This window comes from Paenibacillus sp. J22FR83, assembly GCF_059691955.1.
Map to the genome: position 1 here is coordinate 285,042 of NZ_JCAUAM010000002.1, position 18,866 is coordinate 303,907.

At 46.3% G+C, this 18,866-nt stretch carries 15 protein-coding genes; 4 read left to right on the plus strand and 11 right to left on the minus strand.

The annotated features are described in order from the left end of the window. Nucleotides 1–19 precede the first annotated feature (19 nt). From AC58PV_RS04790 to coxB, 11 genes are all read right to left on the minus strand, one after another. The gene (locus AC58PV_RS04790) at nt 20–1,648 is read right to left on the minus strand and encodes an extracellular solute-binding protein (protein ID WP_497431134.1); all 1,629 of its coding nucleotides are present in this window, start codon (nt 1,646–1,648) and stop codon (nt 20–22) included. A 37-nt stretch (nt 1,649–1,685) separates the two neighbouring features. Next, nucleotides 1,686–4,046 (minus strand): helix-turn-helix domain-containing protein, encoded by a 2,361-nt coding sequence (locus tag AC58PV_RS04795; RefSeq protein WP_497431135.1) that lies wholly within the window; start codon nt 4,044–4,046, stop codon nt 1,686–1,688. A gap of 146 nt (nt 4,047–4,192) precedes the next feature. Further along, complete coding sequence (locus AC58PV_RS04800; RefSeq protein WP_497431136.1) at nt 4,193–5,074, minus strand: carbohydrate ABC transporter permease; 882 nt, start codon at nt 5,072–5,074, stop codon at nt 4,193–4,195. A 10-nt stretch (nt 5,075–5,084) separates the two neighbouring features. Beyond that, on the minus strand, nt 5,085–5,939 hold the full coding sequence (locus tag AC58PV_RS04805) for an ABC transporter permease (RefSeq protein WP_497431380.1): 855 nt from the start codon (nt 5,937–5,939) through the stop codon (nt 5,085–5,087). A gap of 181 nt (nt 5,940–6,120) precedes the next feature. Then, on the minus strand, nt 6,121–7,740 hold the full coding sequence (locus AC58PV_RS04810) for an extracellular solute-binding protein (RefSeq protein ID WP_497431137.1): 1,620 nt from the start codon (nt 7,738–7,740) through the stop codon (nt 6,121–6,123). Between the two features lie 230 nt (nt 7,741–7,970). After that, the gene (locus AC58PV_RS04815; RefSeq protein WP_068663238.1) at nt 7,971–8,426 is read right to left on the minus strand and encodes a DUF420 domain-containing protein; all 456 of its coding nucleotides are present in this window, start codon (nt 8,424–8,426) and stop codon (nt 7,971–7,973) included. A 17-nt stretch (nt 8,427–8,443) separates the two neighbouring features. Continuing rightward, the gene (locus AC58PV_RS04820) at nt 8,444–9,301 is read right to left on the minus strand and encodes a cytochrome c oxidase assembly protein (RefSeq protein ID WP_497431138.1); all 858 of its coding nucleotides are present in this window, start codon (nt 9,299–9,301) and stop codon (nt 8,444–8,446) included. 99 nt (nt 9,302–9,400) lie between these two features. After that, nucleotides 9,401–9,718: a cytochrome C oxidase subunit IV family protein gene (locus AC58PV_RS04825; protein ID WP_497431139.1), complete on the minus strand. Its 318-nt coding sequence runs from the start codon at nt 9,716–9,718 to the stop codon at nt 9,401–9,403. Beyond that, complete coding sequence (locus tag AC58PV_RS04830; RefSeq protein WP_057315114.1) at nt 9,719–10,333, minus strand: cytochrome (ubi)quinol oxidase subunit III; 615 nt, start codon at nt 10,331–10,333, stop codon at nt 9,719–9,721. Next, nucleotides 10,330–12,165 carry a cytochrome c oxidase subunit I gene (gene ctaD / locus AC58PV_RS04835; RefSeq protein ID WP_497431381.1) on the minus strand — a complete coding sequence of 612 codons (1,836 nt, stop codon included), beginning with the start codon at nt 12,163–12,165 and terminating at the stop codon, nt 10,330–10,332. The genes AC58PV_RS04830 and ctaD overlap by 4 nt, the downstream gene beginning before the upstream one ends. A gap of 66 nt (nt 12,166–12,231) precedes the next feature. Continuing rightward, nucleotides 12,232–13,248, minus strand: a complete 1,017-nt coding sequence (gene coxB / locus AC58PV_RS04840) for a cytochrome c oxidase subunit II (RefSeq protein WP_497280462.1) — start codon at nt 13,246–13,248, stop codon at nt 12,232–12,234. Nucleotides 13,249–13,526: 278 nt separating this feature from the next. On the opposite strand from coxB, the gene AC58PV_RS04845 reads away from it, so the two are divergent. The 4 genes from AC58PV_RS04845 (at nt 13,527) to AC58PV_RS04860 (ending at nt 18,504) form a co-directional block, all read left to right on the plus strand. Beyond that, on the plus strand, nt 13,527–14,222 hold the full coding sequence (locus AC58PV_RS04845) for a YhcN/YlaJ family sporulation lipoprotein (RefSeq protein WP_497431140.1): 696 nt from the start codon (nt 13,527–13,529) through the stop codon (nt 14,220–14,222). A 210-nt stretch (nt 14,223–14,432) separates the two neighbouring features. Then, on the plus strand, nt 14,433–16,463 hold the full coding sequence (locus AC58PV_RS04850; RefSeq protein ID WP_497431141.1) for a DEAD/DEAH box helicase: 2,031 nt from the start codon (nt 14,433–14,435) through the stop codon (nt 16,461–16,463). Nucleotides 16,464–16,617: 154 nt separating this feature from the next. Beyond that, a complete protein-coding gene (locus AC58PV_RS04855) occupies nt 16,618–17,205 on the plus strand; it encodes a guanylate kinase (RefSeq protein ID WP_497431142.1) in 588 nt (195 codons plus the stop codon). 153 nt (nt 17,206–17,358) lie between these two features. Continuing rightward, nucleotides 17,359–18,504, plus strand: a complete 1,146-nt coding sequence (locus AC58PV_RS04860; RefSeq protein WP_497431143.1) for a virulence factor — start codon at nt 17,359–17,361, stop codon at nt 18,502–18,504. The last annotated feature ends 362 nt before the right edge of the window (nt 18,505–18,866 follow it).

An 18,866-nucleotide genomic window follows, 5' to 3' on the forward strand; every position in this document is an offset into this window, starting at 1 on the left:
AAATAAAAAAGAGAAGCCACTAACGCTTCTCATAGCGATTTAACGCTAACTTCTGGATCTCAATCGCTCGATCGATTTTGGATGCTTTTATCTTACTCACATAGCTATCGAACGCATCCAGCGGCTCGACGCCGAGAATAATCTTCAGAGACATCTCATCAACGAGTGTCATCACATCCATCATAATAGATGAAAATTCAGCACTCTCAAGCTCCGTTTTCGGAATTTGGGGTAACGTATATGATTCGACTTGCGTCTCCGCCCAGATGCCAATCGCTCTCCTCTGCTCAGGTAAGGTGTAATATTGCTCCATGTACCGAACATCCTGAACAAATGGCCCGAAATAGCTTGCTCTCGTATACATCGACAGAGCTTGCGAAGGTGCCAGCTTATCTGGATTTCGCAGGATCCAATCCGTGTACGTCGGGTAACCGTCTTTCATCGTGTAACTCGTTCCTTCTATCCCGAAATTAAAGAGCATATGCCCCTCGTCACTATAGCCGTAATCAAGCAGCTTGGCAGCCTCTGCTGCATGTTTACTATTACTCGAAATAGCTACCCCGCCGGTACCGACGTAATCATAGCTTTTCTGCCCAAATTTCGGCTTATCTCCTTTATGAAGCACGGGATAGGGAGCTGCTGCAAATAGTGCCGATTTATTTTTCTCCTCTACGAGTGGCTGCCATTTCCCAATACCAGCACCCGCATTCCAAACTGTCGCCCCGCTGCGCCCTGTAATCATGTTGGAGTCCATCGTTTTGGTATCCACCGAAGCGATATTCTTGTCAATTAATCCTTCCTCATACCAGTCTCGGAATGTGGCCAAGAAATCTCGGTAGCCCTTCTCAATTGGACCATACTTGACCTCACCCTGATCCTGATAGAAGCCTTTGCGAATCCCATATGCGCCTACAAAAGCGCCCCCCTCAATCCCGAACAGTGGATTCGGCACACCTAGGAATGTTAGCGGAGCTGCAATCCCTTTCTTCTCTTTGAACATCTTGAGCACCGTATGCCATTCCTCTATCGTGGTTGGTACCTCTAGACCGAGTTCATGAAGCCAATCCTGACGGATAATGGGTCCTTGAAACGTACGAAGTTTCTCATCACCACGGATAAAAGGGAATACATAATAGCTGCCGTCATCTGTCCGGATTTGCTTATCGATGTCTGGATGCTCCTTCAAGTACTTCTTCAAGTTAGGAGCATACGTATCAATGACTTCATTCAGTCTCAAAATATACCCATCTTTGATCGCCTTTTCAGGACCGCCAGGAAAGCTGTCCCACTCATACTCCATCATATCAGGCAAGTCGCCAGAGGCTAATAAGACATTCATTGCTTCCTTAGCTTGATTCGCAGACGGCTGTATGAAGGAAAGCTGGACCCCTGTTCGCTTCTGCCACTCTTGGAAAAAGGGAATATCCTTGAACTTCGCTTTGACACTCGCGGCGTTCCCATTCAGCTCAGACCAATAGGTCAGCTTCGTAGTAGCTGCGGGCACAGCTTGCTCCTTATCCTTAGCCGAAGCTGTCGGCTGCCCTGACGGTGTCGTAAGGTTGCTCGGGCTCTCAGAAGAGCATGCCGACAACCCAAGAGTCATTGCACATAGAAGTACTAGCAACTTGCTGCTAGCTCGTCTACTCATTCTGTTCCCCTCCCCATATCTGATTGCTCGATCCGCATTAGTTCATTTCCTTATATTTCCCAGGTGTTATTCCCTCGTATTTCTTGAAAACACGAATAAAGGTAGCCACTTCATTATAGCCAACTAGCCGCGCGATCTCTGAGATCGAATCTTGCTTATAGCTGATCATCTTCTTCGCCTGTTGAATCCGATATTTCGTAATGTAGTCGAGTAAGCCCTCACCTGTCTGATCCTTGAATAACTTGGACACATAGCTGCCTCTTAAGGCAAAGTTCTCACCGATGGTATTCACATTCAAATTAGCGTCTTGATACTGCTCCTCAATATATCTCATAACTTTCGCGATGAGCTCGCGCAAGGTTTCCGTGCGTTCTTTCGTCTGGTTCGCTTCTATCTTGGAAGCGGCAAAAGCACATACCTCTCTGAGTAGCAGTTGCAGTTCCTGCTGCATTTCGAGAATGGTGTCGCAGGCAATGATTTTCTCCATCCATAACGGGTTGTCCCCTAACCATGGCTGCGTCGTTCCATCCCCTAGCTCATTCATCGCTTTCACCATCGTACCTACTAGATTGAAGATTAGGCATCTGGCCAAAGTAAGCGACACCAACGGCTTATCGAAATTACGCCCCATAATCTCGTTCATGCTGGCAGAAGCTTGCTCAATATCTCCCGCTTTAATGAGATTAATAATTTGCTGCTCCACTTGGAGCGGATAGTAATAGCCCTGTTGAAGCTTATCTGCCGTGTCGATTCGAATCTCATCGTAAGTAATGATTTCTCTTTTCCCTCGAACCAACTTATATTCCATCGCGTCCAGCGCTTCACTATAGGCTTCAGCAACGCCAATCAAAGAAGGGTGAACACCACTGATGGATATCGTTAAATCCATGTGAAACCGTGTTAGAAATCGCTGCGCCTCAGCAGCAATCCAATCCAAGTCAGCCTTACGCTCTGCTGCATCCGTTTCTGCAAAGTTCACCAAGCACACCATCATGTCATCGATTTCGGCTACATATCCAGCATGCTGGCGATGACCCGTGAGTTCTTCAACAACATTCGTGATAATGAACTGCATTAATTTTCTACGTTCATTGATGTCCATACCTGGCAAATTCGTAGATATACTATCGGAATTCTCAACCGCAAACAGAATAACCGCGAAATGGTTCGAAATCACGTCCATATGGAAAGTTTTGAAAGCTTCCTCGTACGATACGAGCGAATCGATTCGACCCTTCATCAATCGATTTAACATATTCGAGCGAAGCACATGATGGTGAGATTGCAACTGCATCGCGATTTGATCCTTCTCATTACGAGTATGCGAGATCACTCTTTGGATGAAATGCAGTTCATTCCCATCTGTGCGTTCTTCGAACGCATTTTGGTCAGAAATGGATTGCACCAAACGTTGGATCGGCGTGTAATTACGCCGCAGAAAGAACCATGTTAGCACCGCTGCACCAAATAAGCTGATGAGTACGCTAATATAGGTAAACTTGCGGACATACTCCGCTTTTTCCCAATACATACGACTTGGGATGATCAGTACATATTTCAAATCAGAAACAGCAGACTGAATATAGAAAAGCTCTGATTCTCCATCCTGTGATGGCTTATACGTGACAGTATCCTCATCCGGCATTTGGTCCAAAATGAGATTCTTGTTCACCGTCACAGGAACATTGGAGAGTAGAACTTGATTGTCATGATTAAGGATGACGATTTGACCACCGCTAAACCCTGAAATGCTTTCAATGGCTTTCTCGAATCGCTCTCGATCAGCCATCACAACGACTGTGCCTGTTTGTTTGCCGTTCAGATCCTTAGGCAAGTGTGTGACATACGCGATGGAGGATGAAGAAGGACCCGCATCTACACGGGGGAGGATCAGAAATTGGTTATTCGTAGCTTGGTGAATCGTATCCAGCCATTGTTCATACCGGAGCGTACCTGTATTATGAATCGTATCGAACGCTGTATGCAGATCACGCATATTGCCTGGACGGAGAATCGATGCCTCCTGATCCCAAGTCACATAGAATTCATCAATCGTCGCATACGAAGTCTGATACATCCGAAACTCTTTGACGAGCTGAAACGCGAGATATTGATCATCATTGGTTCGTACATTGGTGTACATCAGACTTTGAAGCTTAGCATTCCAAGTAATTTCCATATTCAACCGTTTCATCAAATCGAACTGCGTGTCGATCGTGTAACGGACTTGTTTCAATAAAGAATCATTCGCACGATGAATTTCACTTTTGAGCACATGACTAGACTGTGAATAAATAAGAATGCTCATCAACATCGGCACGAACAATACGGCACTGTATGATAACAGCCAAGTAAAGATAATGCTCTTCCTTTTTGGCCAAAAAAATCGAAGCTTCACATGGATCTCCTCCCACTGCGCACCCTGAAAATTCCTCTGAAGGGATTGTCTCCTTCACTCTATTATACCTCTGTTCGCAAGGGGAGGAATGTCCAAAATGACAAATCCGATTGATAAAAGCGCTACTAGATCCCTATTTACATGCTCTACCCCTTCAGGGAGCCCACCATAACCCCTTTGACAAAGAAGCGTTGCACAAATGGGTAGACACACAGAATTGGCAATGTTGCCACGACGATCGTCGCATATTTAATGGTTTCCCCAATCTGAAAACGATCACCCGCATCCGCTCCCACAGACATACCATCTGTTGAATTGGAAATTAAGATTTCCCTGAGAACGAGCTGCAGGGGGAAGAGATCGCGATTTTTGATAAAGATCGAGGCGTAGAACCAACCATTCCATTTATCTACCGCATAGTACAGAATCATAACGGCAATAACGGGCATGGATAACGGAATGATGATGCGGAACAAAATCGTAAAGTGATTGGCCCCATCAATTTTGGCCGACTCCTCTAGGCTGTCTGGTATCGCCATAAATGCTGTTCGCATAATAATCAAATTAAATGTGGAGATCGAGAATGGAATAATCGTCGCCCATAGGGTGTCGAGTAAGCCTACATTTTTGACGATCAGATATAGTGGAATTAAGCCTCCGTGGAAGAACATTGTGATCACGATAATGATCATAAATGCCTTATTCCAGATGACATTTTTCCTAGATAGCACGTAAGCACCCAGCGCAGTCATCAATAGGTTGACGATCACGCCAGCCACAACGATAAACATCGTATTGCGGTAACCAATAAGAATCCCAGGGTTCTTCATTACCCCTTTATAGGCTTCCCAACTAAAGCCAAGTGATTTATATAAAATTCCCTTATGTGCAACTAATTCATTCGCATGACTGAACGACGCAAATAATACGTAAAGCAAAGGGTACAACGTAACTACGACAAGCAGCGTTAAAATCAAATGAATCGCTATATCGAATAGTCTTTCAACGAAACTAGGTCCTTTTCTCATCAACATCACCTCACCATAAACTGCTTTCATTTACTTTACGACTAATGTAATTCGCTGTAATGAGTAGGATTAGATTGATAACGGAATTGAATAAGCCAACAGCCGAGCTGTAACTCCATCCAAACTCCAGCAATCCTTTGCGATAGACGAAAGAGGAAATCACGTCCGCTGTTTCATAAGTGACCGGATTATAGAGTAGAATGATTTTCTCAAAACCCACGTTCAACAAATTACCCATTCGCAAAATAAACATAATCGCAATCGTCGGCATAATGCCTGGCAATGTAATATACATCATCTGTTTCCAGCGACTTGCGCCGTCCATGCGTGCAGCTTCATATTGTTCGGTATCAATACTCATTAACGCAGCAATATAAATAATCGATTCCCAACCAATGCGTTGCCAAATCTCGGATAAAATGTAGATCGGCCGGAACAGCTCCGCTTTCTGCAGCATGGCTTGCCCGTCATATCCGAAGGACATCGCAATATTATTAATGACACCATCCGCATTCGTAAAGTCCGTAATGATCCCGCAAATCACGACTAGTGAGATAAAATAAGGCATATACGTAATCGTTTGTGCGACCCGTTTGAACGTCTTGCTTCGTACTTCATTAATCAAGAGCGCCAAAATAATCGGAGCAGGGAACTCGAATAGTAAAGAGTACAACGAGATAACCAACGTATTTTTCAATATCCGCCAGAAGTAAAACGAACTGAAGAAGTCATGAAAATGCTTAAAACCTACCCAATCACTTCCTAGAATTCCTTTCATCGGTGAATACTCTTTGAAGGCAATTAAGGCGCCATACATCGGAGCATAATGGAAAATGAGGTAATAAGCGAGCACGGGTACCATCATCAGGTACAAGTACTTATTGGCAATAAAATCTCGGATATACCGATTTGACGCGGTTTGTTGTTTCGTAAGCTTTACGCTTTCCAGTGGCTGTGTATTGGCCATCTCCATTCTCACCCTCTCGCCAGTTTACTTGTGGAGCAGGGGATCATAGATCCCCCACTTCACTTGCTCTAAATGAAACTTATCGCTTGTTGTAGCGATCAAGTGCTGCTTGCTGAATCTCGATAGCCCGGCTTAAATTCAAGGACTTCATTTTGTCCACATACTTCTCAAAGCCATCTACAGGCTCGTTGCCCAAAATGATTTTCAACGTCATTTCGTCCACTAACGTGTTCATGTCGCCCATGATTTTCGCGTACTCAGAGCTTTCCTCTGGTGTCGGCGTAAGCGGCGGCAAGCTGTATTTGGCTGTATCGGTTTTCTTCCACACATTGATAGCATCGCGTTGCGTTGGCAGGACAAAGAATTGCTCCGCATATCGCTTATCTTGGACGAATGGACCGTTGTAGCTGCCGCGAATATACATCGACATCGCTTGTGCAGGAGCTAACTTATCTGGATTTTTCATGAGCAAATCCGTATATTTCGGATAGCCATCCACCATTGCGTAGCTAACGCCTTCTGTTCCGAAGTTGAAGAACATGTGACCGGCTTCACTGTACCCATAATCCAGCATCTTCACTGCTAATTCTGGATTCTTGGATTTTCCTGTTACCGCGACAATGCCACCTGAGGAATATGGGTTATCCTTTTGACCAAATTTCGGCGTATCGCCTTTCTTCAATACCGGATATGGCGCGGCTACCAGCTGTGCTTTAGGGTCTTTAGCCTGGATCAGTGGCTGCCATTTCCCAATTCCGCCTCCAGCATTACCGATACTTGCCCCTGTCGCACCCGTAGCGAAGCTGCCGTCCAAGGCTTTGTTATCCACCGTAGCAATGTTCTTATCTAGCAAGCCATCTTGAAACCATTGGTGGAACGTCTTCAAGTACTCTTTAAAGCCGCTTTCCGACGGTCCGAATTTAATTTTGCCATTATCCAAATAGAAGCCGCGATTCACCCCAAATGCACCTAAGAATGCACCGTTGTAGGACTCATTGAAAAATCTAGGTTTACTGATAAACGATAGTGGCGCTGCTGCACCTTTCTTCTCTTTAAATGCCTTCAGTGTCGTTGTCCAGTCATCAATCGTTTCAGGAACAGGAAGTCCTAACTCGTCTAACCAGTCTTTACGAATCATCGGGCCTTGGAAGACCTGCAGGTACTCATCTCCACGAATGAAAGGGAACGCATAGTAGCTGCCGTTATCGGTTTTCACCATCTTGTCGACATCTGGATGCTCTTTCAGGTATTTCTTCAGGTTAGGCGCGTATTTATCAATCAGATCATTTAATTTCAAAATGTAACCATCTTTAATGGCTTTCTCAGGTCCACCTGGGAAATCGCTCAGGAAATTGTATTCGATCATATCCGGCAAATCTCCCGATGCAAGCATCACGTTAAGCGCTTCTTTGGCCTGTCCTGTAGGAGGCGCTAAGAATTTCATCGGAACGCCTGTTTTCTTCTGCCACTCTTGGAAAAAAGGGACATCGGCGTGTGTTGTTTTCACACCTGTTAAGTTCCCGTTCAGCTCTCCCCAATAGGTAAGTGTCTTATCTGTAGTCATGGGATACGTCGTCGCGGTAGTTGTCGCTGGTGACTGTGACTCACTCGTTGTTGTCACTGATTCGGTCTTCGAGGAACAGGCAATGGCTGTACCCATCATCATGACTATCATGGTTGAAGCTAAAATTTTCTTCATTCGTTGACCCTCCACTACATGTTATGGTGAGATGCATCTCTTCCTTAAGGGTAGCGGAATCAAACGGATTAACCTATGAGCAAAATGAAGAATGGCATGGTCATTTCGTCATGTCCAATTGCTGATTTCTACAATCCGATGGGCAGAATCACAAAATTAGCCCTTAGAAAGGCAAAAAAATAGCACGGAATGATGATCTTACCCATCATTCCGTGCTATAACTCAACCTTTTACAAACCGAAAATCGCATCAATAACTGGCTTCGTTGTTCCGCCTGGATACAAGACATACAACAATACGTAAACCATCACGCCTGTTGGTGCTGTCAACAGCCAGACCAATGCGGCAACTTTACCGATTTTCTTATGTTTCAGGAATTTCTTTTTGTAAGCGAACCATAGTGTGACGAGGCCAAGTACGCCCCCTATTGTAGCCAACGTAATATGGAAGAACAAGAACAAATGATAAGGCAGCTTTAAGCTCTCTGGTCCACCAAATGCTGTGTTTCCTTCGAACAAGGTGCGGGACATGTAAATGATGAAAAAGGCTAAAGCGAATATCGCCCCTAGAACCATCAGCTTTTCATGTGTATCCCGGTTTCCTTTGACAATATGATACCATCCGAACCCAACAAAAATGGCACTAATCACAATAAACATCGTAGAAATTGTGGGTAATATGTGCATCTTTCGAAATCCTTTCTCTAAGCGCGATTCCAGTTCCCGCCTTGGTTATTCATGCTTTCTTGTGATGGAAGTGGATCCAACTCATCCTCATCCTTGCGCTCTCTGCGATACCAACGGAAGAAAATATAAGCTAACGTGGCGCCATAGATAATCTCTTGCAAAATTTTCATAATAACGCCACCTAGTTGTTGATCATCCAGCGGCGATAAGTGAGCAAACGGAACCGTGACATTGCTATACATATCATAGATTATCGAATCTGCGAAAATGATAAGCGCACATGCCGGTGTCAATAAGACACCATTGCCGAAAATATACGCCATCTTCTTCAAATCGTTCAAACGATTCAACTCAGGTAGCGGACAAAATACCGGGAACCACATGATAAAGGCGGTCACTAAGAGCATCGTATGATAAGCAAGAAGCGGTACATCATTCTTCATCAAGTAATCCATAATAAATGGCATATGGTAGATGGAGAAGAGCATATTGAACATGAATAATGCGAGCAGAGGCCGAGTTAGAAAAGTAAACAGACCGCGAAACACGACATTCTTCATACAAGCACGAACTAACCAAGCCGGTGTTCCTAACCAAATTAAAATCGGCACGATTAGGTAAAGAATCGTTTGCTGCAGCATGTGCATGCTGAACAAGTAGTGATGCCCAATATAGCTAATTGGACTTCCCTGCCCAATATAGAATAATGCTAGCCCCGCATAGAAGAGAAATTGCCCTGAGATCGAAATTGGCTCTGATTTCGCATCTCTCCCATTCCCTTTCACGACAAATCGACCATAACAATAACCGATTACAACGACGATCAACAATAAAACAGGATTCCACAAATCAAAAAAACCACCAATTTGACTCATACCTGCATCTATCTCCTTTCAAGCTGACTACTTCCCAATAACTCTACTTAAAAAAAGAGGAGGCACTTTGTCTTAACAAAGTTGCCTCTTCTATCGTTTTTACCACCAAACCCAATATACGGCTGTGATTACACCGGTAAGAGCAACGAACGCTCCTGCGAAGATAAAGATTAGAGGGAACATGTGTCCTCTCTCTTTGGCATGCATCCAGAAAAGCAATTGAACGAGTGCCTGCACGATCCCTAAGGATACGATGAAAATCAAGATAAACGAACGATCCAAGTCTCCGTATAGTACGACAGCGAATGCCAACATCGTAAGTAGAATCGAGATAATGTAAGTTAAATAGTGATTCACTGGTGAATCGTGCTTAACTCGTTTGCTAGGTGCGTGTGTATCATGAGAATTGCTGCTCATTTAGTGACCCACCTTCCCCATCAGATAAACAACTGTGAAGATAAATACCCAAACTAAGTCGATAAAGTGCCAGTACAGAGAAGCGACATAGAACTTAGGTGCCGTTACAACTGTAAGACCTTTCTTCATACCTTGGAAAATCAACAGCGTAATCCAACAAACACCGAATGCTACGTGAGCACCGTGGAAACCAACCAACGTGTAGAACGAGGTGGAGAAAGCACTTGTCGTAAACTTGTGACCTTCATGCACATACTCGTAAAACTCGTAGATCTCCATTCCTAAGAAGGAAAGACCGAACAAAACCGTAACTGCTAACCAAGCTAGTAATTGACCCACTTTTTGACGGTGCATCGCAATGATTGCGAATACACTCGTCAAGCTGCTCGTCAAGAGAATGAACGTTGACCAACCAACTGTTTTGAGCTTGAAAAGCTCATCAGCTGTTGGGCCATCCGGAACAGAGTTCCGAAGAGCAATGTAAGTTGCGAATAAGCAACCGAACAAAACAACTTCTGCACCAAGGAAAAGCCAGAAACCAAGAACTTTATTCTTCCCTTCGAGGGTAGCCGTTTCCGGATTAGCAGGCAGTGCGCCCGTGTGATGACTACTCATGCCTTTACCCCCTTATGATCATCTTCAAGTTCTTCTGGTTCAATATGCCAACCGTGATCGTCATATACGGAACGCAAGAACATGGCAATGAAAGTAACTATGATCCCTGCACCAGCTACATAGTAATTTTTGTACATAAAACCAAAACCAGCGATGAACAATCCAACAGACATGACAAGCGGTAGGATCGATGCCGAAGGCATGTGGATCGAACCAATTGGCTCAGCTGGTGTCATTTGCTTGTTACCAGCCATTTTTTCTTTCCAGAAAGCATCCAAACCACGAACAAGCGGAGTTTGTTTGAAGTTATATTCAGGTGCAGGTGATGGAATTGTCCACTCCAAAGAGCGTCCATCCCACGGATCTGCAGGCGCTGTGATTGGTTTTCTTGCAGTTGCAATGATGTTGATTAAGAACACGATCGTACCGATACCCATGAAGAATGCACCAATCGTTGAAACTAAGTTACCAACTTCGAGGTCATACCCAGGTTGATACGTAAAGACGCGTCGTGGCATCCCCATTAGACCCAAGAAATGCTGCGGGAAGAATGTTAAGTGGAAGCCGATGAAGAACAACCAGAAATGCAATTTACCTAAGCCTTCACTTAGCATACGACCGAACATTTTCGGCCACCAGTAGTAAAGACCTGCGAACAAACCAAGTACTAGACCACCAACGATAACGTAGTGGAAATGCGCAACTACGAAATACGTATCATGGTACTGGAAGTCAGCCGCTGGAATCGCAAGCATAACCCCTGTTGTTCCACCCATTACGAAGGTTGGAATGAAAGCTGTAGCGAAGATGTTCGCTGTTGTGAAGCGGATTTGACCACCCCAAAGCGTAAACAACCAGTTAAAGATTTTAACACCTGTAGGAACGGCAATCGCCATTGTAGCAATCGCGAAGATTGAGTTCGCTACTGGACCTAAACCTGATGTAAACATATGGTGGACCCAAACCATGAAGCCTAAGAATCCGATTAGCACTGTTGCAAATACCATGGAGCTGTATCCGAACAGACGTTTTTTCGAAAAAGTAGAAACGATCTCAGAAATAATACCGAAGGCTGGAAGAATCAAGATGTAAACTTCGGGATGCCCGAAAATCCAGAATAAATGCTCCCATAGTACGTTGTTTCCGCCTCTGGCTGCATCGAAGATGGCTCCACCAAAGACACGGTCAAACATAAGTAATACTAGAGCAACTGTAATTGCCGGGAAAGCAAGAACGATCAAACCTGAAGTTACAAAAGCAGACCATGTAAACATAGGCATACGCATGTATGTAAGACCAGGAGCACGCATGTTGATAATCGTTACGAGGAAGTTAATCCCCCCGATTAGTGTCCCGATACCTGCAATTTGCAAACCGAGTACGTAGAAATCCGTACCTCGCAAGTTACCCTCAAGCGTCTGTCCCCAACTTGCGTCGGTAATCGAGGATAACGGTGCGTATCCCGTCCAACCTCCATCCGGTGCGCCGCCCAAGAACCAACTTGTGTTCATAAGCACACCACCGGCGAAGAATAACCAGAAACCGAGTGAGTTAACGAAAGGGAACGCAACGTCCCTTGCACCAATTTGTAGAGGAACGATGGCATTCATGAAAGCAAAGATAACCGGCATGGCCGCAAAGAAAATCATCGTCGTTCCGTGCATCGTTGTTAATTGGTTAAATGCATCGCCTACAAAAATTTGTTGATCTGGATAAGCGAGTTGTATCCGAATCAAGATCGCTTCAAGTCCCCCTACGAGGAAGAAGAAGCCGCCCGCTAGTAAATACAGGATACCGATTTTCTTATGATCGACGGTTGTAAGCCAATCCATAAGCCCGGTATGTTTTTTTACTGGATGAGAGTGAGCCAACGTATGAACCTCCTTTACATCAAGAGTTTATTTCAATGTTTGTAAGTACGTAACAATATCTTTAATTTGAGCATCATCAAGTTTACCGTTAGCTTCTTTACCGAAAGCTGGCATTTTGTTACCTGGTTTCAGTTCTTGCGGATTATGTATCCACGATGCTAAGTTCTCAGGTGTCTTCTCAAGGATACCTGCAAGTGTATCGCGATCTGCGAAGCCTTTAAGGTTAGGTGCAACCCCTGGGCCGCTAGCATTAACAGCATGACATGACATACAGTTTTCTTTGAAAAGCTCTTCACCCTTTTGGGCAGATGCTGGCACTGTATTAGGTGCTTTCATTTTGGCAACCCAAGCATTGAAGTCTGCTTCAGACTTGGACGCTACGGTAAAGTTCATCAAGGCATGGGAAGCTCCGCAAAGCTCTGTACATCTACCTTGGAACGTTGCAATTTCATCCGCTTGCAAGTAAAGCGTGTTACGGATACCTGGGTTCGTATCTACTTTACCACCTAGAGATGGTACCCAGAATGCGTGGGCTACGTCAGCAGAAACAACATCAAACGCAATGATTTTGTCCTTAGGAATCACCAGCTGTTGCGCTGTTGCGATACCAAGGTCCGGATATTCGAACTGCCACCAGAACTGATGTGCAGTGACTTTCACATGGATAGCGTCTTTGTTCTTGTTGTAATTCTCGGAGTGTTTGAACGTGTAGGACACTGTTGGCACCGCAAGTACTAACAGCAATAGAATTGGGATTACTGTCCAGATAATCTCCAAAACATGACTTCCTTCGACTTGTTTCGGAATACTTTCGTCGCCTTTACGTTTGCGAAAGCGAACTAAAACGTACACATAAATCGCAAATACGACAATTACGACAAAAATCATGATAAAGAGACTTAATTTCATTAGATAGAGCTGCTCCGTCGCCACAGGACCTTTTGGCACTAAAGCAGATAAGGTTGGGTCTCCGCACCCAGTTAGCATGAACGTCATCACCGCTAAAAGGGGTAGCAGACGCCAGAACTTTTTCAATTGACTCATTGTATCAACCCCACTTTTAAAACAATATTTTTACCACGAAGGCCATGCCCATGTCAATTCACTTTAATAACTATAAATTCGTGAAAACTTTTTGTCAATCGCTGTAGGAGAGTTCACAAATTGTTCTTAAACAGCGTCTGTAGCGATATATTTCCCTTCATGGTTATTTCCATACACCCACCTCTTTATGCATAAAAGCCTTTATTTGTGAACACGAATAATTAGACAGAAACATCTCATCCTATAGACAATAAATCGCAATGGGAGGTCTGTTAATTATGTTCAGGAAGTTAGGTTTTCCGATTTGTGGAATCATATTCCTACTGCTTACATTATCCGCATGTGGTTCTAGCGGTAAACAGTACAGAGGCGATCGTGATGACTCAACGAGCTCGAATTTTGGCGTTCATGTCGAAAAGGCAGATCAGAATGATAGATCCTATCAAGTTCAGCAACTCTCAGGCCCAGTTACGCACAACAATACGAAACTGGAGTACAGCCAATATCTTTCGGATCAATTGCACACCATGGACGGGGTAAATACTGCTTTCGTTATGGTCACCAATCAGAATGCTTATGTCGCATTAATGATGGATAGCAGTGCAATTGGCACGAAGGGATTGACGAATGAGACGAATAATCAAGGAACAGTCAAAGGCTTCTACAACGATGATAATCCTTATGATGACTCCCTACCGTCTAATGATTTGAATAAAGGTTACAATAGTTATGAAACAGCCATTCATCATGATCTACTCTCCCATCCGTTCAAAGAGGCTATTGCCCAGAAGCTTCGCGTACTTAAGCCTGATCTTATGGATGTCTACATTTCGGCAAACCGAGATTTTCTTAATAAAATGAACAGCTACGCTCAGGAAAGCTGGCAAGGCCGTTCTCTAATGCCACTATTGACCGACTTCAATCAGACCGTAACGCGCGTCTTTGGAACAGCACAATCATTACCCCAGGACTAAATGATTAGGGCTGGCCTCCTAAGAGAAAGCTTTCTGCTAATTAGGAGGTCTTGCCATGCCTTTTGGAGCACAACCAGCATGTAAAACTTCTATTAATAAAGTAGTTTATTTCTACTTGTGGGGCGGCTCCTGTTTTCATTTGTCTTTCATTCCTGTACAATGAGGGAATCGTCTTTACTCTGAAGGAAAAAGGGAGCTGGCCAATTACCCATGTCAAATGGATTTGCCTCATTAGGTATTCGAGAACAAGTTGTTCAAGTTTTGCAAAATCAAGGTGTCGTAGAACCGACGCCCATTCAACGAGAAGCGATTCCTGTTTTATTAAAAGGTTCGGATGTTATCGCACAAGCTCAAACAGGTACAGGTAAAACCCTTGCCTTTGTACTTCCTATATTAGAAACCATTGATGTAGAAAGCTCAGATGTTCAAGCGCTCATTCTTACTCCTACCCGTGAATTAGCCATTCAAATCAGCAATGAGTTGAAAACTCTTGTTCCGATTACGGGAGCGAAGGTTCTAGCAGCCTACGGTGGTCAGGATGTAGAAAAACAGCTTAGAAAGCTTCAAGGCAACATACATATAGTAGTAGGAACACCGGGAAGGCTGCTTGATCATCTTCGCCGCGGTTCTATCAATTTCTATAAATTGAAAATACTCGTATTAGACGAAGCCGATCAAATGTTGCATATGGGCTTCTTGCATGAAGTCAAAGATATCATTGCACAAACATCTCCTTATCGCCAAACGTTGCTCTTCTCTGCGACGATGCCCGAGCAGGTCCTTAATCTGTCTAAGGCCTATATGAAGGAAGCAAAAGAGATTAAAATTCAAAGTAAACAAGTCACTTTGACTGAAATTCAGCAGGTGCTTGTCCCTACGACTGATCGTGATAAACAAGATGCGCTTATTGCGGCAATCAAACAATACAGACCTTATCTTGCGATGATTTTCTGCCGGACCAAGGCCAAAGCAATTGCCCTCAATGAAACACTGCAAGAAATCGGTTTAATGTCCGATGAGCTGCATGGTGATTTGTCTCAAGCGAAACGCGAACAGGTAATGAAGCGTTTCAGAGAAGGACGCATTGAACTTCTGGTGGCAACCGATATCGCGGCTCGTGGTCTTGATGTGGAAGGCGTAACGCATATCTTCAACTATGATGTCCCTCAAGATGCTGAAAGCTACATTCATCGAATTGGCCGAACAGGTCGTGCTGGTGAGTCCGGCGTCGCTGTGACTTTCGCAACACAACGCGATATGCCAACGATCGAACTTATCGAAAAAGGCATCAAAATGTCCCTGCGCGGTGCGGATGGCGAACAAAGACGTGTTGTTCGTTCCAAAACCGAAGATTACACCCAGCAAGACGGAAGAGGATCTGCACGTAAAGGAGGAACGGGTTCTGCACGTGGTGGCAGACGCAATGACCGCACAGGTGCCTCAGAGCAACGCAGTGGCGGACGTGCAGGAAGACCTGGCGCTCGTGAACTGCGCGGTGATCGTTCGAATATGCAATACGGCAGCGAACGGAAAACTGGTTTTGGCGCCAAAGGTGACAAATTCGGCGCTCGCGGTGGTGCAGCTGGCGCAGGTCGTTCCGGTGAAAGACCTGCGAAAGTGAATTCAGAACGCAATCCGAATACTTGGGGACGCGCAACGGTTGTGCACGAGTCGCCAACTACGAATTCGGCTCCAGCTCGCGGAGCGAACATGAACGCCGCGAAAGCACGCGTAACAGGTTCCTACAACGGCGGTGAAGGTGCGGATCGCAAGCGTTCAGCTCCTCATGGCGATAAGTCCTACTCGCCATACAACAAGTACGCAGGCGCAGGTCGTGATGACGCGGCTAGCGCGTCTCGCACACTTCGCGGCGGCAAGGGCCGTGGCGATGGAGCAGCACGTGGCGGCGCTCCACGTGGTGAGAGCTTTGGCGCTCGCACGGGCGGTGCTCCACGTGGTGAGGGCTTTGGCGCTCGCTCAGGCGGTGCTCCGCGCGGCGAGGGCTTCGGCGCTCGCTCAGGCGGTGCTCCGCGCGGCGAGGGCTTCGGCGCTCGCTCAGGCGGCGCAGCTCGCGGACGGAGTGACGAGCGAGGTGCGCGCAGCGCAGCACCTCGCGGCGAGGGCTTCGGCTCGCGCGGCGGTGCTCCTCGCGGAGACAGACCAAGCGGTCCGCGTGGCGGGCAAGGCGGCGCTCGCGGAAGCGCGCCGAGAGGCACACGCGGCGGTGGCAGCAAACGCTAAGACCGATGAAGCGATTTCATCCAAGTCTTTACCGATGAAGCCTTACGTTGTAAACTATAGGTATGGTTACTTCAGATTCTATTTGATAAAAATCGTTTCAACCCGTGCTCGCACGTAGGATTTACCCCCCATCCAATCAAAGGAGGTATGTTCCATGTACGCATTAAAGGATAAGGAAATGATTTTTGTATTCACGGGCCCACACGGGGCAGGCCGCAAAACCGTTGCGGAAATGTCTGGCTCCACGCTGGGGATGAAACAAGTGATTTCGTACACCACACGACCTCCGAAAGCTACAGAGGAAGATGGCCAGGATTATCATTTCATTTCACCCGCTCAATTTGCCCAGGCACAAGCTAGCGGCGAATTCATTGAAGTTAGCACCGTGAATGACCATCTATATGGCATCAAGAGCTCAGACATTGAGTTCATGTTCCAGCAAAGCGGCAGCATTTACTTGATCTTGAACCGCTTCGGTGCCGAAACGCTCAAAAAGCTATATGGCGACCACGTCGTCCAAATCTTCATTTATGCCCAGAGAGACACACTTGAAGAGCGGTTGAAAGGAAGCGGAGATTCCGAAGAAATCGCCTCTAAATATTTATCTGACTACGAAAATGAATTAGCTTACCGTGACCAATGCGATCATGTTTTTGAAAATGTGGACTTGGCTCATACGGTATTTGATCTTACCAAAACATTGGATCAATATTTAAATCGGAATCTAGTTGACTTAGACTAGAACTCAATAGGTATTATCCACTTCGTCATCAATGACAAACATGGGCACTAGCTGCCGATAAAAGGCCTGGACGGTTCCCCGTCTAGGCCTTTTCATCTAACGAATGAACGGCGACGTCGTGATGGGGCCGTTCCCACTAAGGAGTTGAACGTAATGAAGATCATTTCCATCGAACCTACACCCAGCCCAAATTCCATGAAACTCAATATGGACGAGTCCTTACCTGCTGGTGTGCGTGAAACATATACCAAAAAAAATCTAAGTGGCTCCCCCGAGGAAGTGCAGAAACTGCTTGCTGTGCCTGGTGTTATCAGTGTGTTTCATGCAGCCGACTTCATCGCGGTAGACCGCAGCTCGAAAGGCGACTGGCAGTTCATACTGGCGCAGGCGCGCGAAATTTATGGCGAAGCGCAGGGCGCAGCAGGCGCTAGCGTGCTTGCCGAGCAGCCTGCTGCTGATGCCACCTATGGCGAAGCACAAGTGCTCGTGCAGATGTTTCGCGGCATTCCGCTCCAGGTTCGGGTGCGCGCTGGCGCTGAAGAAGCGCGCGTCGCTATGCCGGAGCGCTTCACGCAGGCCGCGGTGCGTGCAGGTACGGCATCGCCGAACCTGATCAAAGAGCGGAAGCTCGAGGAGCTCGGCATCCGCTACGGCGAGCTCTCGGACATCGCGGGCGAAGTCGTCCAGGAACTGGACGCTTCTTACGACGACGCCCGCTTGGAAGAGCTAGTCTCCTATGCGATGCAGGAGACATCCGACACCCCTGTGGCGCCGGAGGCCACCACAGGAGATCTTGTCGCAGCCGCGGAACAGCTGCGCAACCCGGATTGGAAGCTGCGCTACGCCGCGCTTCAGAAGATCCAGCCGTCGCTAGAGACGCTGCCGCTTCTCGTCACTGCCTTGCAGGACGAGAACACGTCGCTTCGGCGACTGGCCACGGTGTACCTCGGGGATATCAAGGAACCCGAGGTACTGCCCTATCTGTATCGTGCCCTCGAGGACGATACAGCTTCTGTGCGCCGGACAGCAGGCGATACGCTGTCCGATCTTGGCGACCCAGCCGCTATGCCGGCGATGGCCAAGGCGCTGAAGGACCGCAACAAGCTGGTCCGTTGGCGCGCAGCGCGCTTCCTCTATGAGGTAGGCGACCACAGCGTGCTTCCGGATCTGGAGCAGGCTGCCGACGACCCCGAGTTCGAGGTCCGGATGCAGGTCAAGATTGCGCTGGAGCGGATCGAAGGCGGCCATGCCGCTGAGGGTTCCGTCTGGCAGCAGATGACGCGGCGCAACGAACAATAACAGACAATATAAACGGCTGCGCCGTCCTTGTAGGACGGCGCAGCCGTTTATTCCTCATTAATCCGACTTTGCCGAACTAAATGGCCGTTTTCGTGTGCGGCGATTGGAAAAAGGCGATTTAACTGGGCTAAATTGGACTAATCACGATATGCAGGCGCGTGAAGTGGATTTAGTTGGGTGAAATCTGACTAACGAGACTTCGGCGTCTTACAGTCGGCTTCCGCCCATTGAATCGATACATCGCCATCATTCACCCGTTTTTATTAAAGCGCTCACCTTTCAATCATTTCCCTCCCACAATTCAGATCGTACTGGTGTAGAATACAGCATATCTTAGACAACTGCCTCCCCTTTGTCAATGT